Genomic DNA, 24,632 nt, shown 5'->3' on the forward strand with positions numbered 1-24,632 from the left:
ACGAGATGAGTGAGCGGAGCGGGACGGCGATGCCCACGCCCCCCGACGACATCGTGGAGGCCGCACGGCTCGCGCCGGACCACTGGATCAGCATGATCGACCCCGGCTGGGACGGCGAGGGCGTGCCGCCCGACCGGGTCGTGGTCGGCCGCTGGCGCACGGGGGCGACCGGCGAGATCGAGGAGTGGGAGGACAACGAGGCGTACCGCCCCTCCCCGGAAGCGCTCGGCTGGCCCGAGCCCACCGACGACGTCGACAAGGCCCTCCAGCTCGCCGTCACCGGTTACGGACCGCCCGAGGACGCCCTGCGCGCCCTGGCCACCGCCGAGGTGGCGGTGCTGACCCTGCCGGACGGCACACCGGTGACCGCCTCCGTCGAGGACGGCAGACTCGTCGTCCCGGTCTTCACCGCCTCACCCCACCTCCACGCGGCAGGGGGCTTCGCCTTCGAACGCGTCACCGTCCCGGCCCTCCTGGACCGCCTCCCACCCGGCCACGCGCTCTACGTCAACCCGACCGGTCCGGCGGGCACGGTGCTGGAACCCGATCAGCTCGCGGAGACGATCACGGACGGAACACGACCGGACGACACACCCGGCCCCCCTGACGCCATCGGGTGACGGTCCCCCTGTCCGGTGCGACGTACATCACGCCGTGCCCGCGCGCAGGTGGAGCCCGCCGAGGGCATGAACCTCACCGACACCGCTCGGTCCCGGCGCCGGGGCCTCGACGAACAGGGGCCGGGGCCTGTTCCCTCAGCACTCGATGATGTTCACCGCGAGCCCGCCCCGCGCCGTCTCCTTGTACTTGACCGACATGTCCGCGCCGGTGTCCTTCATCGTCTTGATGACCTTGTCCAGGGACACCTTGTGCGAGCCGTCGCCGCGCATCGCCATCCGGGCCGCCGTGACCGCCTTCACCGCGGCCATGCCGTTGCGCTCGATGCACGGGATCTGCACCAGGCCGCCGACGGGGTCGCAGGTCAGGCCCAGATTGTGCTCCATGCCGATCTCCGCGGCGTTCTCCACCTGCTCGGGGGAGCCGCCCAGCACCTCCGCCAGCGCGCCCGCCGCCATCGAGCAGGCGGAGCCGACCTCACCCTGGCAGCCGACCTCGGCGCCGGAGATCGAGGCGTTCTCCTTGAAGAGCATGCCGATCGCGCCGGCGGCGAGCAGGAACCGGACCACGCCCTCCTCGTCGGCGCCGGGGACGAAGTTCATGTAGTAGTGCAGGACGGCCGGGATGATCCCCGCCGCGCCGTTCGTCGGCGCCGTGACGACCCGGCCGCCGGCCGCGTTCTCCTCGTTCACGGCCATGGCGTACAGGGTGATCCACTCCATGGCGAGGGCCTGCGGGTCGCCCTCGGAGCGCAGCTTGCGCGCGGTGTTCGCGGCCCGGCGGCGCACCTTCAGGCCGCCCGGCAGGATGCCCTCGCGGGACATGCCGCGGTCGACGCACGCCCGCATCACCCGCCAGATCTCCAGCAGGCCCGCGCGGATCTCCTCCTCGCTCCGCCAGGCGCGCTCGTTCTCCAGCATCAGGGCGGAGATGGACAGGCCCGTCTCCTTCGTCAGGCGCAGCAGCTCGTCGCCCGTGCGGAAGGGGTACTTCAGGACCGTGTCGTCCAGCACGATGCGGTCCGCGCCGACCGCGTCCTCGTCCACGACGAAACCGCCGCCGACCGAGTAGTACGTCTTGGTCAGCAGCTCCGTACCGGAGGCGTCGTACGCCCACAGGGTCATGCCGTTGGCGTGGTACGGGAGCGCCTTGCGGCGGTGCAGCACCATGTCGTCGTCGAAGGAGAACGCGATCTCGTGCTCGCCGAGCAGCCGGATCCGGCCACCGTCCTTGATCTTCTCCACCCGCTCGTCGGCCGACTCCACGTCCACCGTGCGCGGCGAGTCGCCCTCCAGGCCCAGCAGCACCGCCTTGGGCGTGCCGTGGCCGTGGCCCGTGGCGCCCAGGGAGCCGTACAGCTCCGCCCGGACCGAGGCGACCGAGTCCAGCAGGTCCTCGTTGCGCAGCCGCCGGGCGAACATCCGGGCGGCCCGCATCGGGCCGACCGTGTGCGAACTGGACGGGCCGATGCCGATCGAGAAGAGATCGAAGACCGAGATGGCCACGGGAGGACTCCTAAGGGTTCGGCGGACGACGCTGTCCACCGGGGAAGGGTGGTTCGGGGAATCTGCGGATCGGAAGAGAGGGATCGTTCATGCGGCGGTGCATGGTGCGGGGCACCGCGCCCACCGACCCAGTGTGCGCGATGCCCCTGATGTCCGTACGTATGAAAGCGTACGAAATTACTGCAGACCGGGGTACAGCGGGTGCTTCGCGGCGAGTGCCGTCACCCGGGCCCGGAGCCCCTCCACGTCGAAGGACGGCTTCAGCGCCTCGGCGATCACGTCCGCGACCTCGGCGAAGTCCTCGGCGGTGAAGCCGCGGGTGGCCAGGGCGGGCGTGCCGATGCGCAGGCCCGAGGTGACCATCGGCGGGCGCGGGTCGTTCGGGATCGCGTTGCGGTTGACCGTGATGCCGACCTCGTGGAGGCGGTCCTCGGCCTGCTGACCGTCCAGCTCGGAGTTCCGCAGGTCGACCAGGACCAGGTGCACGTCCGTGCCGCCGGACAGCACGTCCACGCCCACGGCCCTGACGTCGTCCTTGACCAGGCGCTCGGCCAGGATGCGGGCGCCCTCCAGGGTACGGCGCTGGCGCTCCTTGAAGTCCTCGGTGGCGCACACCTTGAAGGCGACCGCCTTGGCGGCGATCACGTGCTCCAGCGGGCCGCCCTGCTGACCGGGGAAGACCGCGGAGTTGATCTTCTTGGCCAGCTCGGCCGTGGAGAGGATCACACCGCCGCGCGGGCCGCCGAGGGTCTTGTGGGTGGTGGTCGTCACGACGTGGGCGTGCGGGACCGGGTTCGGGTGCAGGCCCGCGGCGACCAGGCCGGCGAAGTGCGCCATGTCGACCATGAGGTACGCGCCGACCTCGTCCGCGATCCGGCGGAACGCGGCGAAGTCGAGCTGACGCGGGTACGCCGACCAGCCGGCGACGATCAGCTTCGGCTTCTTCTCCTTGGCGAGGCGCTCGACCTCGGCCATGTCGACCTGGCCGTCGTCGCCGACGTGGTAGGCGACCACGTCGTAGAGCTTGCCGGAGAAGTTGATCTTCATGCCGTGGGTCAGGTGCCCGCCGTGCGCGAGGTTCAGGCCCATGATCGTGTCGCCGGGCTTGAGCAGCGCGAACATCGCGGCGGCGTTGGCCTGCGCGCCCGAGTGCGGCTGCACGTTGGCGTGCTCGGCGCCGAAGAGCTCCTTGACCCGGTCGATGGCGATCTGCTCGATCACGTCGACGTGCTCGCAGCCGCCGTAGTAGCGGCGGCCGGGGTAGCCCTCGGCGTACTTGTTGGTGAGGACCGAGCCCTGGGCCTCCATGACCGCGACCGGGGCGAAGTTCTCCGAGGCGATCATCTCGAGGGTGGACTGCTGGCGGTGCAGCTCGGCGTCGACGGCGGCGGCCACCGCCGGGTCGAGCTCGTGCAGGGGCGTGTTCAGAACGGACATGCGGCTACAGACTCCTCAGCCGGCGATTTCGGCGTCGTACTCGGCGGCGGTCAGCAGGTCGGCCGGCTCGTCGGTGACGCGCACCTTGAACAGCCAGCCACCCTCGAAGGGGGCGGAGTTCACCAGCGACGGGTCGTTCACCACGTCCTCGTTGACCTCGGTGATCTCACCGGTGACCGGGGAGTACAGGTCGCTGACCGACTTGGTCGACTCCAGCTCGCCGCAGGTCTCGCCCGCGGTCACGGTGTCACCGACCTCGGGGAGCTGGACGAAGACCACGTCGCCGAGCGCGTTGGCCGCGTGCTCCGTGATACCGACCGTCGACACGCCGTCCTCGGCGGCCGACAGCCACTCGTGCTCCTTGCTGTAACGCAGCTGCGTGGGGTTGCTCATGTCCTGAATTCTCCTGTACGCGGGGGACTGCTGATGAGGGAGGGAACTGCGGTGCGGCGCCGGTGAGCAGGCACGACGTGCTCACCTCACGCGCGGAAAGCCGTCTACGACGGTGTCACTTCCGCCGCTTGTAGAACGGCAGCGCCACGACCTCGTACGGCTCGTGGCTGCCGCGGATGTCCACGCCGACACCCTCGGCGCCGGGCGCCGCGTGGGCGGCGTCGACGTACGCCATCGCGATCGGCCTGCCCAGCGTGGGGGAGGGGGCGCCGGAGGTGACCTCGCCGATCACCTCGCCGCCGGCCACGACCGCGTACCCGGCGCGCGGGACCCGGCGGCCCTCGGCGACCAGGCCGACCAGGACGCGGGGCGGCTCGGAGGCGGCGCGCTCGGCGGCCTCGGCGAGCGCCGCACGGCCCACGAAGTCGCCCTCCTTCTCGAACTTCACCACCCGGCCCAGACCGGCGTCGAAGGGTGTGAGGGAGGTGCTCAGCTCATTGCCGTACAGCGGCATGCCGGCCTCCAGACGGAGCGTGTCCCGGCAGGACAGCCCGCAGGGGACCAGTCCGGCGCCCTCGCCGGCCTTGGTGAGCGCCTGCCACAGCTCGACCGCGTGCTCGGGCTTCACGAACAGCTCGAAGCCGTCCTCGCCGGTGTAGCCGGTACGGGCGATGAGCGCGGGCACACCGGCGACCGTGCCGGGCAGACCGGCGTAGTACTTCAGGCCGTCCAGGTCGGCGTCGGTGAGCGAGGCGAGGATGCCGGGGGACTCGGGGCCCTGCACGGCCAGCAGCGCGTAGGCGTCGCGGTCGTCGCGGACCTCGGCGTCGAAGCCGGCCGAGCGCTCGACGAGCGCGTCGAGCACGGTCTGCGCGTTGGAGGCGTTGGCGACCACCATGTACTCGGTGTCGTCCAGCCGGTAGACGATCAGGTCGTCCAGGATGCCGCCGTCCTCGCGGCAGATCATGGTGTAGCGGGCGCGGCCCGGCTTCACGCCGCCGATGTTGCCGACCAGCGCGAAGTCCAGCAGCCCGGCGGCCCCCGGTCCGGTGACGGTGATCTCGCCCATGTGCGAGAGGTCGAAGAGGCCGGCCCTGGTGCGGACGGCGTTGTGCTCGTCGCGCTCGGAGCCGTAGCGCAGGGGCATGTCCCAGCCGGCGAAGTCGGTCATCGTCGCGCCGAGCGAACGGTGCAGGGCGTCGAGCGCGGTCCGGCGGGGTTCGGTACTGCTCATCGGTCGGTCTCCCAAGGCGATGGGGTCCCCCCGCGCGAGTTCGTTCGAGCGTGGGGGAGGGCGAGGACGTTCCTCCCCATCTGTCATCGGAACCTGAGAGGTTCGCCATGACGTCCCCGCGGGGACGGTCCTGGCTTGCACCTTGGGTGGAGCCACCGGAGCACTGCTGGATGCCCTTCGGCGGCCCGCTTTTCAGATGTGCCTCGCCCGCGCGGTAACGGGGCCTGAGAGATTCAAGGGAGGGACTTGCTCCTTCGGCGCCCCGGCGGCAAACGGTGCCGGGGACTCTCCCGCGCGGATTCAAACGGCCGGTATGCAGTTGGCGCGCACATCATTGCACGCATCGCGGGGGCGCGGCAGGGGGACCCTTCCCAGGGGGTGCACCGGGTGTGCGGGCGCCGTCATCAGGATGCTGTGACACGCCTGTTTCGAGAAACGGACGGAAACGACAGACATCCGGCATTACCTTCTCTTTACACTCGGCGGGGATCGGTACTCGTACCCGGCCCCAGGGGAGGACGATCACGGTGAACAGGACCACGGCGTGCGCCACCACCACGGGCGTCACGCTGCCCCAGCAGCCGGCCGCCCAGGCCCGTCGGGCCCGCGGCGCGCTGGCGGCGCCCGTCGTCCGCGATCTGCGCGCGCGGGCCGGCCGCAGCCCGCGCGCCCTGATCTTCGGGCCCCGGGACGTCGTCGTGGTCACCGGGCTGCCCGGCAGCGGCAAGTCCACACTGATGCGGCGCACGGTGCGCGGCACCCGTGTCGACTCCCAGGACACCCGGGACCGCTGGGACAGCCGCATGCCGCGCTTCCTGCCGTACGCGGTCTACCGCCCGCTGGTCCGCCTCGCCCACTACGCCGGACTGCGCCGCGTGCTGCGGACCGGAGGACCGGTCGTCGTGCACGACTGCGGTACGCAGGCCTGGGTGCGCCGCTGGCTGGCCCGCGAGGCCCGCCGCCGGGGCGCGAGCCTGCATCTGCTGCTGCTCGACGTCACCCCGCAGCAGGCCCTGGCCGGCCAGCGCGAACGCGGGCGCGGTGTCTCCCGGTACGCGTTCCTGCGGCACCGCGCGGCGAGCGAGCGGCTGCTGCGCTCGGTGGAGCGGGGCGTGCTGACGGCGGGCACGGGTTCGGCGGTCCTGATCGACCGGGACGCGGCGGACGCGCTGCGCCGGGTCGGCTTCACGGGCTGACCGGTAGCCTTTCCAGCCACAGCAGTGGTTCCAGGCAGCAGGCGGTAGGCAGATGGACTTCCCGGCGGACTTCCCGGCACAGACGCACCCCCATCCGCACGGAGGATGGCCCGGCAACGAACTGGAGGAGGTGCTCTCCGCCTCCCTCGGCGTCCCCTCGGCGGGCGGCAGGATCGTCGAGGTGCTGGGCCGCAGCTTCGTCTGGGTCCCGCTGCCGAACGGCGGCGGCCCGGACAGCGGCCCGCTGGACCTGCCCACCCTGGAGATCGACGGCCAGGCCCACGTCCCCGTCTTCAGTTCCGAGGAGCAGTTCCGTCAGGTCGTCGGCTCCCACATGCCGTACACGATCGCGCCCGCCGTGGAGTTCGCCCGCGGCCTGCCGCCGCAGGCCGGGATCGCGGTGAACCCCGGCGGCGTGGTCGGCATCCCGCTGCCGCCGCCGGCGGTGGCCGAACTCTGTCGGGCCGGACGCACCCCACTGGACGGCGCGGCGGCCGGCGGCCGGGTCCGGCTGTTCGAACCCGACTGGCAGGACGACCCGCTGGACTTCCTCGCCGCCGCCTCGGCGGAGTTCGACGCCCTCGGCCTGGTGACCACCGCCCGCCGCTGCCTCGCCGCGATCGAGACGGCCGACCCGGTCCTCTTCGTCGGCGTGGAACTCTCCCGGTGGGAGGGCGACGCGCGCACCCTCCCCCTGAACGCCCTGGGCCGGGCCCTCGGCCGCACCCCCGCCCCCTGGCCGGTCAACCTCATCGTCCTGGACATCGCCCAGGACCCGGTCGGCGACTGGCTCCGCACCAAGGTCCGCCCCTTCTACCAGCGCCGGCGGTAACACCCCCAGGGGCGCGGGGCCGTACCGACGTGCGGCTCCGCCGCGCGGGCGCGACAAGCCGCGACGAACCCGCACCCGCCCACGGCGCCACAGCCCCGAACTCTCCCGCGAGCTCACCGCCATGCAGCCAGGCAGCCCGCCGCACGGCATCGGCTTAAGCTAGGTCCATCCGCTGGCGAGGTACGGAGGGGCGATACAAGTGAGCGCTGGCACCGCGGCGACCGGACAGGTCGAGCACATGCTGCGCCAGGTGACGCCCGGGCGTTACGACGCGTACGAGGCACTGCTGCGCGCCCTCGCGACCCCCGCCTCCGGCCAGGTCTGGATGCTGCTCTGGCACGGCCAGGCCGGCTCCCCGGACGCCCAGTACGGAAACATGGAGGTCGACGGCTTCGGCTACGCGCCCTGCGTCACCTCCGCCCAGGAGCTGTCCGCCAGCGGCTGGAACCGGTCGTACGAGGTGGTCGACGGCCTCGAAGTGGCCCGCGCGCTCTACCCCGACCGCTACGGCCTCTGGCTCAATCCGCACGCCCCCGGCGGCGGCGTCGGCATCCCCTGGCTGGACCTGCGCCGGATCGCCGACGGCCTGGACCGCCAGCCCGCCGGACCGCTGCGGCTGTCCGAACCGGCCATCGCGATCCCGCAGTTCTACGCCCTCCTCGCGCAGAACGCCCACCGCACCCCGGCCGTCCGTGCCCTGCGCCGCGCCTGGGTGCAGCCCGCGCTGGGCGCCCCGTACCTCGCCATCGGCCTGGACGTGTACGACACCTCCCCGCCCGCCGTGGACGCCGTACGCGCGATGATGCGGCAGTCCCTCGGCGCGGTCCCGGACGGACTGCCCGTGTCGACCGTCGCGATGTCCGACGAGCACGACCCGGTCGCGATGTGGCTGCGCGTCAACTCCCGGCCGTTCTACGACCGCGAGGCCCACGCGGCCCCCGCCCAGGCGCCCGCCGCCGGGTACGGCTACCCTCCGGCCCGCGGGGTCCGCTGACGGGGTGACGGGCTTCCGCCGGCCGTGTCGGCGGCATCCGTGATCTTCACGCGGTGGGCACATTTCTTCGCGCGTAGACGACGGCGAATCGTCACGAAGATCATCGATTGCGCCATTGTGTCCCAACTGTCGGTCGTCCGAAGGGTGTTACCCACTGTTCGGATAACGGAATCCCATGCAGTGCATCACGGTTGTGCATACTTTCCCGGTCAGGCCTGGCGGGTGATCGTGAAGACGCTGAAGACTCCCGACACAGATGCCGGATCGTTCGATCCTGTGATCGAAAGCAAGTTGACAAAGCCGTGATCAACGGCGGGTGTAGGCCGGTCACCACCGGCGAGAGGGGTCAGGTCACTGTGACCGCACCGATCGAGACCACCGGGGCACAAGCCGAGGTACAGCCGGAGGCTGTCCTCGTCGGTGCCGACAAGGGGCAGATCGAGGGTCGTTCCCTGGGGCAGATCGCCTGGTCCCGTTTCAAGAAGGACAAGGTCGCCGTGGCCGGCGGGGTCATCGTGGTCCTGCTGATTCTCCTGGCGATCCTCTCCCGCCCGATCCAGGCGATCTTCGGCCTGGATCCCAACGTCCTCAACCAGGATCTGATCGACCCCAACACCTCGCTGCCCAAGGGCGACTTCGGCGGTATGAGCTGGGACCACCCGCTCGGTGTGGAGCCGAAGTTCGGCCGGGACATCGCCACCCGCATCCTGGAGGGCTCCTGGGTCTCGCTGGTCGTCGCCTTCGGCGCCACGCTCCTGTCCAACACGATCGGCGCGATCCTCGGCGTGGTGGCCGGTTACTACGGCGGACGCGTCGACACGATCATCAGCCGTCTGATGGACACCTTCCTGGCGTTCCCCCTCCTGCTGTTCGCGATCGCCATCTCGGCGACCCTGCAGGGCGGCGCCTTCGGCCTGGAGGGTCTGCCGCTGCACATCGGCGTGCTGATCTTCGTCATCGGTTTCTTCAACTGGCCCTATCTGGGCCGCATCGTCCGGGGCCAGACGCTGGCCCTGCGTGAGCGGGAGTTCGTCGACGCCTCCCGGGGGATGGGGGCCAAGGGGCCGTACATCCTCTTCCGGGAGCTGCTGCCGAACCTCGTGGGTCCGATCATCGTCTACTCGACGCTGCTCATCCCGACCAACATCCTTTTCGAGGCGTCCCTGAGCTTCCTCGGTGTCGGCATCCAGCCGCCCCAGGCTTCGTGGGGCGGCATGCTCAACCAGGCGGTCGCCTTCTACCAGGTCGATCCCCAGTTCATGATCGTGCCGGGTCTCGCCATCTTCGTGACCGTCCTGGCGTTCAACCTGCTCGGCGACGGTCTCCGTGACGCTCTCGACCCGCGCAGCCGCTGACCAGCGGCTGTCACGAGAGTCCAAAGTTTTGCCATCAATGGAGGGGAAGCAGACCATCATGCGAAGGTCAGCGCTGGCCGCGGTCGCGGCCATCGGCAGTGCGAGCTTGCTGCTTTCGGCTTGCAGCAAGGCCGATGACAACTCGGACAGCAACGGAAAGAAGTCGGCTGAGGCCAACGCAGCGACCAAGGGTGTCGTCAACGCCTCCACCCAGAAGGGTGGGACGGTCACGTACGAGTACTCGGACGTCCCGGACTCCTTCGACCCCGGCAACACGTACTACGCGTACATGTACAACCTCAGCCGGCTCTACGCCCGCCCGCTGATGACCTTCCAGCCCGGCGCGGGCGAGGAGGGCAACACACTGGTCCCGGACCTCGCGGCCAGCAAGGGCGTGCCGAGTGACGGCGGCAAGACCTGGACGTACAAGCTGCGTTCGGGCCTGAAGTACCAGGACGGCACTCCGATCACCTCGAAGGACGTCAAGTACGCCGTCGAGCGCTCCAACTTCGCGCGTGACGTGCTCTCCCTCGGCCCGAACTACTTCCAGCAGTTCCTCGAGGGCGGCGACAAGTACAAGGGCCCCTACAAGGACAAGAACCCCAAGGGCCTGAAGTCCATCGAGACGCCGGACGACACCACGGTCGTCTTCCACCTCAACCGCGCCTTCCAGGAGTTCGACTACCTGGTCGCGACGCCGCAGACGGCTCCGGTGCCCCAGGCCAAGGACAAGGGCGTCGACTACGTCAAGAACATCGTGTCCTCCGGCTCGTACAAGTTCGAGAGCTACGAGGAGGGCAAGCAGGTCGTCCTCGTCCGCAACGAGAACTGGGACCCGAAGACGGACCCGCTGCGCAAGCAGTACCCGGACAAGATCGTCGTCAAGCTCAAGGTCAACGCCGAGACGATCGACCAGGACGTCCAGGCCGGCACCGCGATCGACCTCGGCGGCACGGGCGTCCAGGCCGCCACGCAGGCGAAGGTCGTCAACGACGTCTCCCTGAAGGCCAACACCGACAACACCTACGGTGGCCGCCTCGTCTACATGGCGATCAACAACCAGGTCGCCCCGTTCGACAAGGTCGAGTGCCGCAAGGCCGTTCAGTACGCCGTCGACAAGGTCTCCGTGCAGACCGCCCTGGGCGGCCCGATCCGCGGTGACATCGCCACCACGGTCCTGCCGCCGGACATCCCCGGCTACGAGAAGACGGACGTCTACGCCACCCCCGGCAACAAGGGCGACGTGGCCAAGGCCAAGGAGCAGCTGAAGGCCTGCGGCAAGACGAGCATCAACACCAACATCTCGGCGCGCAGTGACCGCCCGCAGGAGATCGACGCGGCCACCGCGATCATCGCCGCGCTGAAGAAGGTCGGCATCAACGCCAGCCTGAAGCAGTACCCGTCGGGCAAGTACTTCACCGACCAGGTGGGTGTGCCGTCGTTCAACAAGAAGCAGAACATCGGTCTGCACATGATGCAGTGGGGTGCCGACTGGCCGTCCGGCTACGGCTTCCTCCAGCAGATCCTGAACGGTGACGCGATCGGCACCTCCGGCAACACCAACCTCTCGTACCTCGACGACAAGCAGATCAACGAGACGCTCGGCAAGGCCATCGCCACCGAGGACGCCGCCGAGCGCAACTCGCTGTACGCCCAGATCGACAAGCGTGCGATGGACCAGGCCGCCCTCGTCCCGCTGACCTACTTCAAGGTCCTGCTGTACCGCCCGGCCAACTTCACCAACCTGGTGTCCTCGGCGGCCTTCAGCGGTCAGTACGACTACCTCAACATCGGCACGACCAAGAAGTAGCCCCGGAAGGCAGGTGAAGGCATTGGTGCCCGCGGGCTTCGCGGCCCGCGGGCACCAGCGCCGGTCCCCGTGATCTCGTACATCCTCCGTCGGACGTTCGCGGCAGTGATCCTGCTGCTGGTCGTCACCGCGGTCACCTTCGCGATCTTCTTTTTGCTGCCGCGGCTCGCCGGCCAGACCGCCGACCAGCTCGCGCAGCAGTACATCGGAAAGAGCCCGACGAAGGCGGACATCCTCGCGGTCAAGCAGAACCTCGGTCTGGACCAGCCCCTGTACGTCCAGTACTGGCATTTCATCAAGGGGATCGTCAGCGGCGCCACCTACAACCTGGGCCCCACGACGGCGCACTGCAACGCGCCCTGCTTCGGCTACTCCTTCAAGAACCACGTCGAGGTGTGGCCGCAGCTCACCTCGCGCCTCCCGGTGACCCTCTCGCTGGCCGGCGGTGCCGCCGTGCTGTGGCTGCTCTCCGGTGTCCTGATCGGCGTGATCTCCGCGCTCAAGCCCCGCAGCATCTTCGACCGCACCTTCATGGGCGTCGCGCTCGCCGGTGTCTCGCTGCCCATGTTCTTCACCGGCAACCTGGCGCTGCTGCTGTTCACCTTCCAGTGGCCGATCTTCGGCCGCACCTACGTACCGCTCACCGAGAACCCGGCCCAGTGGGCCAACACGCTCTTCCCGGCCTGGTGTTCGCTGGCCCTGCTGTACTCCGCCATCTACGCGCGGCTCACCCGCTCGGGCATGCTGGAGACGATGAACGAGGACTTCATCCGCACGGCCCGGGCCAAGGGGCTGCGCGAGCGCAAGGTCGTGACCCGGCACGGGCTGCGGGCCGCGCTGACCCCGATCATCACCGTCTTCGGCATGGACCTCGGCCTGCTGCTCGGCGGCGCCGTGATCACCGAGAAGGTGTTCTCACTGCCCGGCATCGGTCAGTACGCGGTGCAGGGCATCACCGACAACGACCTTCCCCCGATCCTCGGCGTGACCCTGCTCGCAGCCTTCTTCGTCGTGATCGCAAATCTCCTGGTGGACCTGCTGTACGCCGCCGCCGACCCTCGCGTGAGGCTCTCGTGACCGAACTCTCCAAGACCGGGGCCGCCGTGGGCGGGCCCACGAGCTCGCCCTCGAACGCGCCCGACGCGTTCCTCGCGGTCCGCGACCTCAAGGTGCACTTCCCCACCGACGACGGCCTGGTCAAGTCCGTCGACGGGCTCAGCTTCGAGGTGGAGAAGGGCAAGACCCTCTGCATCGTCGGCGAGTCCGGCTCGGGCAAGTCCGTCACCTCGCTCGCGATCATGGGCCTGCACCGGCTCGGCGCCCGCGGCAAGAACGTGCGGATGTCCGGCGAGATCTGGCTGGGCGGCAAGGAGCTCGTCTCCGCCGACCCGGACGAGGTGCGCCGGCTGCGCGGCCGCGAGATGGCGATGATCTTCCAGGACCCGCTGTCCGCGATGCACCCGTACTACACGATCGGCAACCAGATCGTGGAGGCGTACCGGGTCCACCACGACGTCAGCAAGAAGACCGCGCGCAAGCGGGCGATCGAGATGCTCGACCGGGTCGGCATCCCCGAGCCCGACAAGCGGGTCGACAACCACCCGCACGAGTTCTCCGGCGGTATGCGCCAGCGCGCGATGATCGCCATGGCGCTGGTCAACAACCCCGAACTGCTCATCGCGGACGAGCCGACGACCGCCCTGGACGTGACCGTCCAGGCGCAGATCCTCGACCTCGTCCGGGACCTGCAGAAGGAGTTCGGCTCCGCGGTCGTCCTCATCACCCACGACCTCGGCGTGGTCGCCGAGATCGCCGACGACGTCCTGGTGATGTACGGCGGCCGGTGCGTGGAGCGCGGCTCGGTCGACGACGTCTTCGAGCGGCCGCAGCACCCGTACACCTGGGGGCTGCTCGGCTCGATGCCGCGCGTCGACCGCGAGACCTCCGAGCGGCTCATCCCGGTCAAGGGCTCGCCGCCGAGCCTGATCAACGTCCCCTCGGGCTGCGCCTTCCACCCCCGCTGCCCGTACGCCGACCTCCCCAAGGGGGATGTCACCCGTACCGTGCGCCCGGAGCTCCAGCCGGTCGGCAGCGGGCACTTCTCCGCCTGCCACCTCTCGCCGGAGGACCGCACGCGGATCTGGACCGAAGAGATTGCGCCGAAGCTGTGAGTGAGACCAAGAAGACGGACGCGACGACGGTCCCGGCCCAGGCCGCCGCTCCCGAGGAGCGCGAGGTGCTGCTCAAGGTCGAGGGCCTGCAGAAGCACTTCCCGATCCGCAAGGGCGTCCTGCGGCGCCAGGTCGGTGCGGTCAAGGCCGTCGACGGCATCGACTTCGAGGTGCGCAAGGGCGAGACCCTCGGTGTGGTCGGCGAGTCGGGCTGCGGCAAGTCGACCATGGGCCGGGTCATCACCCGGCTCCAGGACCCGACCGGCGGCTCGATCCGCTTCGAGGGCAAGGACATCACGCGGCTGAACACGGCCGGGATGCGTCCGCTGCGGCGGGACATCCAGATGATCTTCCAGGACCCGTACGGCTCGCTGAACCCGCGGCACACCATCGGCGGCATCGTCTCGGCGCCGTTCCGGCTCCAGGGCGTGGAGCCGGAGGGCGGGGTGAAGAAGGAGGTCCAGCGGCTCCTGGAGCTGGTGGGCCTGAGCCCCGAGCACTACAACCGCTACCCGCACGAATTCTCCGGCGGCCAGCGCCAGCGCATCGGCATCGCCCGCGCGCTCGCCCTGAAGCCGAAGCTGGTCGTCGCGGACGAGCCCGTCTCCGCGCTGGACGTGTCGATCCAGGCGCAGGTCGTCAACCTCATGGACGACCTCCAGGAGGAGCTCGGCCTGACGTACGTGATCATCGCGCACGACCTGTCCGTCGTCCGGCACGTCTCGGACCGGATCGCGGTGATGTACCTGGGCAAGATCGTCGAGCTCGCCGACCGCACCTCGCTGTACGAGACGCCGATGCACCCGTACACCAAGGCTCTGATGTCGGCCGTGCCGGTGCCGGACCCGAAGCGCCGAGGCGCCAAGAGCGAGCGCATCCTGCTCCGGGGTGACGTGCCCTCGCCGATCTCCCCGCCGAGCGGCTGCCGCTTCCACACCCGGTGCTGGAAGGCGACGCAGATCTGCACGACCACGGAACCGCCGCTGAAGGAGCTGCGGCCGGGCCAGCGGGTGGCCTGCCACCACCCGGAGAACTTCGCGGACCAGGCCCCGCAGGACGTCGTCCTGCTGACCGCCGCCAAGGAGGCGGCGGCGACGGTCCCGCAGGAGGCACCGGAGAAGTCCGCGGAGACCTCGGAGCCCGAGGAGACCTCGGCGGGGGTGGCGGCGGACGCGGAGGGCGCGAAGCCGAAGGCCCCCGAGACTGAGGCGGAAGCCGGCTCCGAGGCGGGGTCGGCGGAAGCGGAGTCCGAGGCGGAGTCGGCGGAAGCCGAGACTGAGGCGGAGTCGGCGGAAGCCGAGACTGAGGCGAAGCTGGCGGAAGCCGGGTCCGAGGCGGAGTCGGCGAAAGCCGAGACTGAGGCGGAGTCGGCGGAAGCCGGGTCCGAGGCGGAGTCGGCGAAAGCCGAGACTGAGGCGGAGTCGGCGGAAGCCAAGACCAAGGCCGTGAAGGCCGAGGCCGCCGCGTCCGGCCCCGCGGAGACGGACGCCCCCGGGGCCGACACCGACGCCGGGCCTCTGACCAAGGAGAAGTAACCCAACCCTGCCGCGAGCCCCTGCCTTCGTTTGTAAGGCGGGGGCTCGTCCACGGGTGAGAATGGCAGGGTGCTCCAGCAACTGTTCAGTCCGTCCGTCCTGCACACGCTCGACCTGATCGGCATCTTCGTCTTCGCGATCTCCGGCGCCCTGCTGGCCGTCCGCAAGAACTTCGACGTCTTCGGCATCGCCGTACTCTCCGAGGTCACCGCGCTCGGCGGCGGACTCTTCCGCGACCTGGTCATCGGCGCCGTACCGCCCGCCGCCTTCACGGACCTGGGGTACTTCGTCACCCCGCTGCTCGCCACGGTCCTGGTCTTCTTCCTCCACCCGCACGTGGAACGCATCCAGACCGGCGTCAACGTCTTCGACGCGGCCGGCCTCGGCCTGTTCTGCGTCGTCGGCACGACCAAGGCGTACGACTACGGCCTCGGCCTGACCGCCTCCGCCTGCCTGGGCCTGGCCACCGCGGTCGGCGGCGGCGTGCTGCGCGACGTGCTCGCCAACGAGGTGCCGTCGCTGCTGCGCTGGGACCGCGACCTGTACGCCGTCCCGGCCGTCGTCGGCGCCGCCCTGACCGCGCTGTGCATCCGCTACGACGTGCTGAACGCGGGGACCAGCGGCGTCGCCGTGGTCACGGCCTTCGTACTGCGGCTGCTCGCGATGCGCTACCACTGGCGGGCTCCCCGCGCGTGGCACCGCCGCTCGACGGTCCAGGAGGAGTAGTCCCCGGGACACACCGGCAAAGCTACCGCTTAGTATTATCTTCTTGTACTGTTCAGCCATGCCAGAAGCAGCCTCCGCCCAGCCCGTCAGGGCCACCATCGGCGCCAGTGAGTTCGACCGCGACACCGCACTCACCCCGCGTGCGCCCGGCGTCTACGACATCGACCTCTCCGCCGGCTGGACGATCATCAACGCCGTCAACGGCGGCTATCTGCTGGCGGTCCTGGGCCGCGCGCTCGCGGACACCCTGCCGCACGCCGACCCGTTCACCCTCTCCGCGCACTATCTGACCGCCTCCCAGCCGGGCCCGGCGGTCGTCCGCACCGAGACCGTGCGCACCGGACGGACCCTGTCGACCGGTCAGGCGTCCCTGTTCCAGTTCGACGAGCAGGGCGACGAGGTGGAGCGCATCCGCGTCCTCGCCTCCTACGGCGATCTGGACTCCCTGCCCGACGACGTCCGTACGACGGCCGAGCCGCCCGCGATACCGCCGATGGAGCAGTGCTTCGGAACGGAGGACGGCCCCGCCCCGGTCGACGGCAGCTCCGCCATCACCGAGCGCCTGATGCTCAGGCTCGACCCCTCGACCCTGGGATGGGCGCTCGGACAGCCCTCGGGCAAGGGGGAGATGCGGGCCTGGTTCGGTCTCGCCGACGGCCGGGACCCCGACCCGTTCGCGCTGCTCCTCGCGGTGGACGCCCTGCCGCCGACCGCCTTCGAGCTGGGCCTGTCCGGCTGGGTCCCCACGGTGGAGCTGACCGTCCACGTCCGCTGCCGCCCGGCCCCGGGCCCGCTGCGCGTCTCGGTCACCACCCGCAACCTCGCCGGCGGCTTCCTGGAGGAGGACGCCGAGGTCTGGGACAGCGAGGACCGCCTGGTGGCCCAGTCCCGCCAACTGGCCCGGGCCCGCCTTCAAGTCCGTCCGGCGAAAATCAGCCCCTCCGGGGGAGTTTGAGGAGCGGGGGTCCGAGGGCAGCGCCCCCGGGATGGGACGGGTAGGGGCGGCGGGGGCGAAAAACCCCTCACCCGCCCCCACCCACCCCACCGTCCAGCCAGTGCGCACGCCCGATCCCGATCAACCGCAGCCGGCGCACCGCCATCCGAGTCACCCGCTCCCGCGCCCCCGCCCCACCCCCCGGTGCCTCCAGGAACAGCGACGCGGTCCCCAGCATCTGATCCACGTACAGCTGAGCCAGCATCGCCAGATCCTCCTCCCCCCACCCCGCGGACACCGGATCCTCCGCCAACGCCTCCGCCACCTCCACGGCGAACAGCGCGAGCTGATCCCGTATCGCCTCCCGCACCGCCCGCACCCCGCCGTGCCGCTCCCGGGCGATGAACCGCACATGCGCCGGATGCGCGTCGACGTGCCCCGCGATCAGCTCGACGGCCCGCGCGACGCGTTCCTCACCGTCCCCGGTCGTGGACACGATCGTCCGGATCATCGGGTGCAGACTGCCCAGCGCCTCCTCGACCAGCGCCACCCCCAGATCCCCGATGGACCGGAAGTGCCGGTAGAAGGCGGTCGGCGCCACCCCCACCGCACGGGTGACCTCACGCAGCCCCAGGCTGCTCAGGCTCTGCTCCTCCAGCAGCTCCAGCGCCGCGTCGAGCAGCGCCCGCCGGGTCTTCCACTTCTGGGCCTGCCGGACGCCGAGGGTGTGACTCATGCCATGCAGTTAACAACTGTTCTCCGCCCTGGGAAAGTCATGGCCCGCGCTAGCCTGGGAACTCAGTGAACAACTGTAACTACAACCGTTCACCGAACCTGGGGGATCCACCCATGCTGTTCCTCGTCGCAGCGCTTCTCCTGCTGGGCGTCGTCCTGGGCGCCGTCGTCCACGCCCCGCTCTCCTTCTCTCTCGTCACCGGTGCCGTCATCGTCGTATGGCTCGGCGTCTTCGCCCTGCGCGAGCGCCGCGGACGCCGCGACCCGGCGCACTGACCCGCACCGGACCGTCCGAACCCCGTCCCTCCGACCGTGGGAGCCGATCACCATGCATCTGACCGCACCGGCCACCCGACGCACCGGTTTCCGTGACACCGACGGCATGGCCGTCGCGTCCTTCGTCCTGGGCCTGCTGGGCCTGCTCGTCCTCAACGTCGTCCTCGGCCCGACCGCCATCGTGCTGGCGGCCGTGGCGCTGTGGCGGGGCACGGCCCGGCGCGGCCGGGCCTTCCTGGGGCTCGGACTCGGCGTGGCCGACCTCCTCGTCCTCGCCGTGTTCGTCCAGGCGGACAACACGATCTCGTGGAGCTTCTGAGCGGGCGGCACATCCCGGCCAACCGTGATCCGCGGCCGCCGCACGGGGCCCCGTAGAATCGGCCCCACCATGGCTTACCTCGACCACGCCGCGACCACCCCGATGCTTCCCGAGGCGGTCGAGGTGCTCACCGCGCACCTGGGCGTCACCGGCAACGCCTCCTCCCTCCACGCGGCCGGCCGCCGCGCCCGGCGCACCGTCGAGGAGGCCCGCGAAACCCTCGCCGAGGCCCTCGGCGCCCGGCCCAGCGAGATCGTGTTCACCTCCGGCGGGACCGAGGCCGACAACCTCGCCGTGAAGGGGCTCTACTGGTCCCGCCGCGCCGCGGACCCGGCCCGCACCCGGGTCCTCGCCGGCCCCGTCGAGCACCACGCCGTCCTCGACGCCGTCCACTGGCTCGGCGAGCACGAGGGCGCCACCGTCGAGTACCTGCCGGTCGACTCCCACGGCCGGGTCCACCCGGACGCCCTGCGCGAGGCCATCGCCCGCAACCCCGACGACGTCGCCCTCGCCACCGTCATGTGGGCCAACAACGAGATCGGGACGATCCTGCCGGTCCGCGAACTCGCCGAGACCGCCGCCGAGTTCGGCGTGCCGCTGCACTCCGACGCGGTCCAGGCCTTCGGCCAGGTCCCGGTGGACTTCGCCGCGTCGGGGCTCGCCGCGATGACCGTGTCCGGCCACAAGATCGGCGGCCCGTACGGCATCGGCGCGCTGCTCCTGGGCCGCGAGCACACCCCCGTGCCCGTCCTCCACGGCGGCGGCCAGGAACGCCACGTCCGCTCCGGCACCCTCGACGTCCCCGCCGTCGCCTCCTTCGCGACCGCCGGGCGGCTCGCCGCCGAGCGGCAGGAGTGGTTCGCCCGCGAGATCGGCAGGCTACGCGACGACCTGGTCACCGCGGTCCGCGAGGCCGTCCCGGACGCCATCCTCGGCGGCGACCCCGCGCCCGGGGGGCGTCTTCCGGCCAATGCGCACTTCACCTTCCCCGGCTGCGAGGGCGACTCCCTGCTGCTCCTCCTGGACGCCCAGGGCATCGAGTGCTCCACCGGCTCCGCCTGCACCGCCGGCGTCGCCCAGCCCAGCCACGTCCTCCTGGCCACCGGGGTGGATCCCGACCTCGCCCGCGGGACCCTGCGTTTCTCCTTGGGCCACACCTCCACGGAGGCCGATGTGACGGCCGTGGCCAAGGCCATCGGCCCGGTGGTGGAACGGGCCCGCGCGGCGGGACTGACCTAGACCAGTGATTCCTGACGGTGTCAGTGGTCGTATGAGACCAGGGATCGCATGACCGGCCGTCCGGCCGTCCGGCCGTGCCTGATCGCCGCGGCCAGGGCGAGGGCCCGCTTCAGACGCCACGGTCCGGCCGGCTCAGCCGGACAACGGCAGCCGTTGCGATCCGGTGCGCGACCTCGGTCGTACGCGCGGGTACCTCTGGAGACGCAGGCCGCGGGCATCCTCCCACCTTGAGACGGACGCCCGATGCCGCCTCGGGCGTGACGTGGCAGGAGCGCGGAGCCGGGAGAGTAGGAGCCGTCCGATCATCCCACCGAAAGGACCGGCATGAACCACCGTACGAAGACTGCCGTGCTTGGTGTCACGCTCCTGCTCACCGCCGCGGCGGCGGGATCCGCCGTCGCGTCCGGTGACGACCGACGGGAAGCCGCCGCCCTCACCGGTACCGCGAAGCTGGACCGGTTGGCCGGGGGCGAGATCACGTTCTCCTTCGACGCGCATCTGGCGGCGAAGGACACCGACAACCCGCTCGAGGCGACGGGGACCTTCGAGTGGAGCCACTACACCGATGGCCACGGCGCCTGGGCGAAGGCGAAGGTCAATTGCCTTGTCACCGGTGGCAAGGTGGCCGTCGTCTCCGGCGTCATCACCGACTCGGACCTGCCCGGCGCCAAGGGGAAGCAGGTCGGCATCACCGTCCATGACCTCGGCCGCCACGACCGGCTCGGCTACAGCTGGGCCGCGACCGGCACCCCCGTGGAGACCGGCGACATGCCCAAGTGCGTGAGCTCGGCACCCTTCGAGAAGGTCGAGCAGGGTACGGGCGACTACAAGGTCGTCCCCTGGCAGCCGAAGTTCTAGACGAGTCGTCCCGGACGCCGACAGTGCGTCCGGGAACCCGGACAGGGCGTCCCGGAGGGATCTGTGACGAATGACCGGGATGCCCTGCTCACCGCGCTTCGCGTGCAGAGCGACGACGGGATCCGGCACGGCCACAAGAGCCGGACAGCCGGTCATACGATCCCGATCGCATACGACCACCGACACCGTCAGGAATCACTCGTCCGGCCCGCCGCGGCCGACGGGGAGCCGGAGGGGCCGGTGTCCGCCCGCGCCGTACGGGCCCGGCGGACCAGCTTCATGTAGCGGTCCCAGTCCCAGTGCGGCCCCGGGTCCGTGTGGTCCGTGCCCGGGACCTCGACGTGGCCGATGATGTGGTCGCGGTCGACCGGTATGTCGTAGCGCGCGCATATCCGTGCCGTCAGGCGGGCCGACGCCTCGTACATCTCGTCCGTGAAGTCCTCGGGGCGGTCCACGAAGCCCGCGTGCTCGATGCCGACACTGCGCTCGTTGTAGTCGCGGTTGCCCGCGTGGTACGCCACGTCCAGCTCGCGGATCATCTGGGTGACGCGGCCGTCCTGGCCCACGATGTAGTGCGAGGCGGCCTTGTGGTCCGGATCCTGGAACGCCCGCACCGCGCTGTCGAAACTGCCCTGGGTGACATGGACGATCACCATGTCGACGCCGAAGTCGTCCGGCCGGTCCGCGCGGCGCCAGTTGGCGTCCGAGGCCGCCACCCAGCGGGCGCCCGCGTAGTCCACCACGCCCTGCTCGCGCGGCTTCTCGACGCCCGGCACACGCCACCACAGCCGCGCCAGCTCGTCCCGCGCCAGCGCCGCCGTGCCCGCCGCTGCCGCCACCCCGCCCACGATCAGGGCCCGCCGCCCGATGCGCCGGTCCCCGTCCTCGGATGCCCTCTGTGCCCCCATGTGATCCAGAACGGATACTCGGCGGCCGTGGTTCCCGCGCCCCCGTACCCTGGAGGGGTTATGACTGAGACCTCGCAGCGCTCCCGCCCCCTCCGCGTCCTGGCCGCCATGTCCGGCGGCGTCGACTCCGCCGTCGCCGCCGCCCGCGCGGCCGAAGCGGGCCACGACGTGACCGGCGTCCACCTCGCGCTCTCCGCGAACCCGCAGTCGTTCCGTACCGGCGCGCGGGGCTGCTGCACCATCGAGGACTCGCGCGACGCCCGCCGCGCCGCCGACGTCATCGGCATCCCGTTCTACGTGTGGGACCTCGCCGACCGCTTCCGCGAGGACGTCGTCGAGGACTTCGTCGCCGAGTACGAGGCCGGCCGCACCCCCAACCCGTGCCTGCGCTGCAACGAGAAGATCAAGTTCGCCGCCCTGCTGGACAAGGCGCTGGCGCTCGGCTTCGACGCGGTCTGCACCGGCCACTACGCCCAGGTGATCCTGCGCGAGGACGGCACCCGCGAACTGCACCGCGCCTCCGACATGGCCAAGGACCAGAGCTACGTCCTCGGCGTGCTCGACGACCGCCAGCTCGCCCACGCGATGTTCCCCCTCGGTGACACGGTCACCACCAAGGAGGAGATCCGTGCGGAGGCCGAGCGCAGGGGGCTGGCCGTCGCCAAGAAGCCCGACTCGCACGACATCTGCTTCATCGCCGACGGCGACACCCAGGGCTTCCTCGCGAACCGCCTCGGCAAGGCCGAGGGCGACATCGTCGACGAGTCCGGCACCAAGATCGGCAGCCACGAGGGCGCGTACGGCTTCACCATCGGCCAGCGCAAGGGCCTGCGGATCGGCACCCCCGCTCCCGACGGCAAGCCCCGCTACGTCCTCGACATCTCCCCGGTGACCAACACGGTCACCGTCGGCCCCGCGGCGGCCCTCGACGTCACCGCCCTCACCGCGATCAAGCCCCGCTGGTGCGGCGCCGCCCCCACCGGCCCCGGCACCTACACCGCCCAGCTGCGCGCCCACGGCGGCGAGACCGAGGTGACGGCGGAACTCGTCGACGGCTCCCTGGAGGTGTCCTTCACCGAGCCCGTCCGCGGCGTGGCCCCCGGCCAGGCGATCGTCCTGTACGACGGCACCCGCGTGGTCGGCTCGGCGACGATCGAGTCCACCGTGCGGGCCAGGGAAGCGACCTCGGCGGTCTGACGCACGGCTGCGAACAGCAGTCCCTTCCCCGGCGCGGGAAGAATGCGGTCAACGTTCGATGACGAGCTCTGGCACATTCCGGTGAGTCGCTTTAGGCTCGGCCGTGCGGATTACCCGCACGTAGGAGCCTAAGGCGGCGAACCAGGTACCCGCCTCGTCTGGAGGTCGGCCGTGCTGCTCAGTTTTCGGGTGGCCAACCACAGGTCCATCCGGGAGGAGACCGAGCTCTCCCTCGTGGCCACGGAGCTCAACGAGAGCACGGCCCGGCAGACCGGCGCGCGCTCCGAGGGCAAGCCGGTGTCCGTGCTGCCGGCGGTCGGCATCTTCGGAGCCAACGCTTCCGGCAAGAGCAACGTCCTGAACGCCCTGCGGTTCATGCGGAGGGCGGTACTGGAGTCCTTCGCGGACTGGGGCAAGAGGCCCGGAGTGCCACGGGAACCGTTCGAGCTCGCCCCGGAAACGCAGGACGAGACCAGCCTCTTCGAGGTCGACCTCCTCCTCGGCAAGCAGCCCGTCCGCTACACCTACGGCTTCGAGCTCTCCGACGACCGGGTGGAGGCCGAGTGGCTGCACGCCTACCCGTCCGGGCGGCGCCAGGTGTGGTTCGACCGTGAGGCGGACCGCCCGGAGGACGAAGGCGGCGAGTTCCGCTTCCCCGGCAACGGGCTGAAAGGGCACAAGGACGTGATCGTCGCCTCCACTCGCCCCGACGCCCTGTTCCTGACAGCCGGAGCCACGCTCAATCACCCGGCGCTCTCGGCAGTGCATCGCTGGTTCGTCGACAACCTCTGGCTGGTGACGTCCGGCGCGGACGTTCCCCAGCGGACGGAATGGACCCGAACGCGGCTCACCGACCGCAAGAAGGGTGCCGAGCTGCGCAAACGCATCGGCGCGATGCTGGCCGCAGCGGATCTGGGGATCACCGGACTGACCCTGGACCCCGAGAGCGGCGAGGTGCAGCTGCTGCACCGCAGCGCCGACGGCACTCCCCGCCCCCTGGACTTCTGGGCCCAGGAGTCCCTCGGTACTCACGCCTGGTTCGCCTTCCTGGGCCCTCTCTTCCAGGTCCTGGAGCAGGGCGGGGTACTCCTCGCCGACGAACTCGACTCCAGCCTTCATCCGATCCTCGCCGCGGAGGTCATCCGCCTCTTCCACGACGAGGAGGCCAACCCGCGGACCGCCCAGCTGATCTTCACCACGCATGACGCGACCCTGCTGGGCCCGTCCGTGGTGGAGCGGCCACTCGACCGCGACCAAGTATGGATCGCCCTCAAGAACGCCACCGGCGAGTCCCAGCTCTACCCGATTACGGCAGCCCGCAAGGCCCGCCGTGACGACAACCTGGAACGCCGCTACCTGCACGGCCACTACGGCGGCGTCCCCCGACTGACCAGCGGGGAGATCGCACGGCAGATCGCACTCATCGAAGAGGGGCTGCGGGCAACAGCGTGACCAGGGGACAACAGGACCGCCAGAACCGGAACCAGCCGCGAAGCCGTCGGCGCCGCCGTGACGCCGACGACGCCAGGCCGCTGCGCCGGCCGCCCCAGTCCTACGAGGACGAGTCCCGCCGGGTGGTCTACATCGCCGCCGAGGGCGAGAAGACCGAACGGGACTACATCGCGCTGCTGAACAAGACCTACGGCGAGCGGGAGAAGTTCTTGCTCAAGTTCCACGGGGCCAGGAACGGGCTGCGCCCCACCGAGGTCGTCAAGAAGGTGATCGAGTCCGCGTCCGACCCGGCGGACGAGAAGTGGGCGCTCTTCGACCGTGACGCGCAGGACAACCGGGACCAGGACATCCCGGACGCGATGCGCGAGGCCGCCGAGCAGGGCGTCCAGGTGGCGCTCTCCCATCCCTCCTTCGAGCTGTGGCTGCTGCTGCACTTCCAGCAGTTCACCAGCCAGGAGGGAGGCGTGAACGACACCGTCCTGCGCCGACTGCGCGAGCACCGGGACGCCAAGGGCTTCGCGGAGTACGACAAGGCCTCCGGTGACCGTGGAAAGGGCCTCGACGACCAGCGCGGCCAGTCGCTCCTGGGGCGGGAGAAGGACGCCGTACGCAATGCCCGCAAGCTCGTGAGCCTGTGCTCGCACGGTTCGTGCTCGGCCCGGAACCTCGTGCACGCTCCGATTCCCAGGCCGCGCACCGAGAGCTACGAGGAGTGGAACCGACGCAGCGGCCACGCGGAGAACTGCGACCCGCTCAAGCGCGACCCGTCCACCGACGTCTGGCGGCTCCTGGTCCACCTGGGGATCGTCGAGGACGAGACGTCGGCCCGGTGAGGCCGGGAACCGTCCGCGGTCCGACGGGCGATTTCCTGCGGGCCGACCGACCGGATTAGGCTGCCGGGGTTCTCC

General features: G+C 70.5%; 24 protein-coding genes and 1 riboswitch. Of the genes, 18 read left to right on the forward strand and 6 right to left on the reverse strand.

What is annotated here, in order from left to right; translation table 11 throughout:
• The first annotated feature begins 5 nt into the window (after positions 1-5).
• Positions 6-620, forward strand: coding sequence for a type VII secretion system-associated protein (locus ACF1DX_RS27435; RefSeq protein WP_391793814.1), 615 nt, complete (start codon positions 6-8; stop codon positions 618-620).
• Positions 621-755: 135 nt separating this feature from the next.
• On the opposite strand, the gene ACF1DX_RS27440 is transcribed toward ACF1DX_RS27435, so the two are convergent.
• The 4 genes from ACF1DX_RS27440 to gcvT all read right to left on the reverse strand — a co-directional run bounded on the left by ACF1DX_RS27440 (position 756) and on the right by gcvT (position 5,187).
• Positions 756-2,123, reverse strand: a complete 1,368-nt coding sequence (locus ACF1DX_RS27440; protein ID WP_391793815.1) for an L-serine ammonia-lyase — start codon at positions 2,121-2,123, stop codon at positions 756-758.
• A 177-nt stretch (positions 2,124-2,300) separates the two neighbouring features.
• Positions 2,301-3,560, reverse strand: a complete 1,260-nt coding sequence (gene glyA / locus ACF1DX_RS27445; RefSeq protein WP_391793816.1) for a serine hydroxymethyltransferase — start codon at positions 3,558-3,560, stop codon at positions 2,301-2,303.
• A gap of 15 nt (positions 3,561-3,575) precedes the next feature.
• Positions 3,576-3,953: a glycine cleavage system protein GcvH gene (gcvH, locus tag ACF1DX_RS27450; protein ID WP_391793817.1), complete on the reverse strand. Its 378-nt coding sequence runs from the start codon at positions 3,951-3,953 to the stop codon at positions 3,576-3,578.
• Positions 3,954-4,068: 115 nt separating this feature from the next.
• Positions 4,069-5,187: a glycine cleavage system aminomethyltransferase GcvT gene (gene gcvT, locus ACF1DX_RS27455; RefSeq protein ID WP_391793818.1), complete on the reverse strand. Its 1,119-nt coding sequence runs from the start codon at positions 5,185-5,187 to the stop codon at positions 4,069-4,071.
• A gap of 202 nt (positions 5,188-5,389) precedes the next feature.
• A riboswitch (glycine riboswitch) is annotated at positions 5,390-5,490 on the reverse strand.
• A 218-nt stretch (positions 5,491-5,708) separates the two neighbouring features.
• Between gcvT and ACF1DX_RS27460 the strand changes: the two genes are divergently transcribed.
• The 10 genes from ACF1DX_RS27460 to ACF1DX_RS27505 all read left to right on the forward strand — a co-directional run bounded on the left by ACF1DX_RS27460 (position 5,709) and on the right by ACF1DX_RS27505 (position 16,761).
• Positions 5,709-6,383 (forward strand): AAA family ATPase, encoded by a 675-nt coding sequence (locus ACF1DX_RS27460; protein ID WP_391793980.1) that lies wholly within the window; start codon positions 5,709-5,711, stop codon positions 6,381-6,383.
• Positions 6,384-6,435: 52 nt separating this feature from the next.
• Entirely contained in the window at positions 6,436-7,215 is a 780-nt protein-coding gene (locus tag ACF1DX_RS27465; protein ID WP_391793819.1) for an enhanced serine sensitivity protein SseB, read from the forward strand.
• A gap of 199 nt (positions 7,216-7,414) precedes the next feature.
• Complete coding sequence (locus ACF1DX_RS27470; protein WP_391793820.1) at positions 7,415-8,209, forward strand: enhanced serine sensitivity protein SseB C-terminal domain-containing protein; 795 nt, start codon at positions 7,415-7,417, stop codon at positions 8,207-8,209.
• A gap of 356 nt (positions 8,210-8,565) precedes the next feature.
• Positions 8,566-9,564 (forward strand): ABC transporter permease, encoded by a 999-nt coding sequence (locus tag ACF1DX_RS27475; RefSeq protein ID WP_391793821.1) that lies wholly within the window; start codon positions 8,566-8,568, stop codon positions 9,562-9,564.
• 37 nt (positions 9,565-9,601) lie between these two features.
• The gene (locus ACF1DX_RS27480; protein WP_391793822.1) at positions 9,602-11,374 is read left to right on the forward strand and encodes an ABC transporter substrate-binding protein; all 1,773 of its coding nucleotides are present in this window, start codon (positions 9,602-9,604) and stop codon (positions 11,372-11,374) included.
• A 69-nt stretch (positions 11,375-11,443) separates the two neighbouring features.
• Complete coding sequence (locus tag ACF1DX_RS27485; RefSeq protein ID WP_391793823.1) at positions 11,444-12,451, forward strand: ABC transporter permease; 1,008 nt, start codon at positions 11,444-11,446, stop codon at positions 12,449-12,451.
• Positions 12,448-13,545: an ABC transporter ATP-binding protein gene (locus ACF1DX_RS27490; protein ID WP_391793824.1), complete on the forward strand. Its 1,098-nt coding sequence runs from the start codon at positions 12,448-12,450 to the stop codon at positions 13,543-13,545. Before ACF1DX_RS27485 ends, ACF1DX_RS27490 begins: the two co-directional genes overlap by 4 nt.
• Complete coding sequence (locus tag ACF1DX_RS27495; RefSeq protein WP_391793825.1) at positions 13,542-15,080, forward strand: ABC transporter ATP-binding protein; 1,539 nt, start codon at positions 13,542-13,544, stop codon at positions 15,078-15,080. The genes ACF1DX_RS27490 and ACF1DX_RS27495 overlap by 4 nt, the downstream gene beginning before the upstream one ends.
• Positions 15,081-15,149: 69 nt before the next feature.
• Complete coding sequence (locus ACF1DX_RS27500; protein ID WP_391793826.1) at positions 15,150-15,806, forward strand: trimeric intracellular cation channel family protein; 657 nt, start codon at positions 15,150-15,152, stop codon at positions 15,804-15,806.
• A gap of 58 nt (positions 15,807-15,864) precedes the next feature.
• Positions 15,865-16,761, forward strand: a complete 897-nt coding sequence (locus ACF1DX_RS27505) for a thioesterase family protein (protein WP_391793827.1) — start codon at positions 15,865-15,867, stop codon at positions 16,759-16,761.
• A 67-nt stretch (positions 16,762-16,828) separates the two neighbouring features.
• Here the strand turns inward: ACF1DX_RS27505 and ACF1DX_RS27510 are convergent, their stop codons facing one another.
• A complete protein-coding gene (locus ACF1DX_RS27510; protein WP_391793828.1) occupies positions 16,829-17,476 on the reverse strand; it encodes a TetR family transcriptional regulator in 648 nt (215 codons plus the stop codon).
• A 113-nt stretch (positions 17,477-17,589) separates the two neighbouring features.
• Between ACF1DX_RS27510 and ACF1DX_RS27515 the strand changes: the two genes are divergently transcribed.
• The 4 genes from ACF1DX_RS27515 (at position 17,590) to ACF1DX_RS27530 (ending at position 20,167) form a co-directional block, all read left to right on the forward strand.
• Positions 17,590-17,751, forward strand: coding sequence for a hypothetical protein (locus ACF1DX_RS27515; protein ID WP_391793829.1), 162 nt, complete (start codon positions 17,590-17,592; stop codon positions 17,749-17,751).
• Between the two features lie 52 nt (positions 17,752-17,803).
• Entirely contained in the window at positions 17,804-18,070 is a 267-nt protein-coding gene (locus tag ACF1DX_RS27520; protein ID WP_391793830.1) for a DUF4190 domain-containing protein, read from the forward strand.
• Between the two features lie 69 nt (positions 18,071-18,139).
• Positions 18,140-19,309, forward strand: coding sequence for a cysteine desulfurase family protein (locus ACF1DX_RS27525; RefSeq protein WP_391793831.1), 1,170 nt, complete (start codon positions 18,140-18,142; stop codon positions 19,307-19,309).
• Positions 19,310-19,633: 324 nt separating this feature from the next.
• Complete coding sequence (locus ACF1DX_RS27530; RefSeq protein ID WP_391793832.1) at positions 19,634-20,167, forward strand: Repetin; 534 nt, start codon at positions 19,634-19,636, stop codon at positions 20,165-20,167.
• 188 nt (positions 20,168-20,355) lie between these two features.
• On the opposite strand, the gene ACF1DX_RS27535 is transcribed toward ACF1DX_RS27530, so the two are convergent.
• The gene (locus tag ACF1DX_RS27535; protein WP_391793833.1) at positions 20,356-21,075 is read right to left on the reverse strand and encodes an N-acetylmuramoyl-L-alanine amidase; all 720 of its coding nucleotides are present in this window, start codon (positions 21,073-21,075) and stop codon (positions 20,356-20,358) included.
• A gap of 60 nt (positions 21,076-21,135) precedes the next feature.
• Here ACF1DX_RS27535 and mnmA point away from each other — a divergent pair, with 60 nt between their 5' ends.
• The 3 genes from mnmA to ACF1DX_RS27550 all read left to right on the forward strand — a co-directional run bounded on the left by mnmA (position 21,136) and on the right by ACF1DX_RS27550 (position 24,557).
• Positions 21,136-22,272, forward strand: coding sequence for a tRNA 2-thiouridine(34) synthase MnmA (gene mnmA, locus ACF1DX_RS27540; protein WP_391793834.1), 1,137 nt, complete (start codon positions 21,136-21,138; stop codon positions 22,270-22,272).
• A gap of 171 nt (positions 22,273-22,443) precedes the next feature.
• Positions 22,444-23,724 carry an ATP/GTP-binding protein gene (locus ACF1DX_RS27545; RefSeq protein WP_391793835.1) on the forward strand — a complete coding sequence of 427 codons (1,281 nt, stop codon included), beginning with the start codon at positions 22,444-22,446 and terminating at the stop codon, positions 23,722-23,724.
• The gene (locus tag ACF1DX_RS27550; protein WP_391793836.1) at positions 23,721-24,557 is read left to right on the forward strand and encodes an RloB family protein; all 837 of its coding nucleotides are present in this window, start codon (positions 23,721-23,723) and stop codon (positions 24,555-24,557) included. Before ACF1DX_RS27545 ends, ACF1DX_RS27550 begins: the two co-directional genes overlap by 4 nt.
• Positions 24,558-24,632: the final 75 nt, after the last annotated feature.

It is taken from the genome of Streptomyces sp. NPDC014676 (assembly GCF_043084105.1).
Lineage (GTDB): Bacteria > Actinomycetota > Actinomycetes > Streptomycetales > Streptomycetaceae > Streptomyces.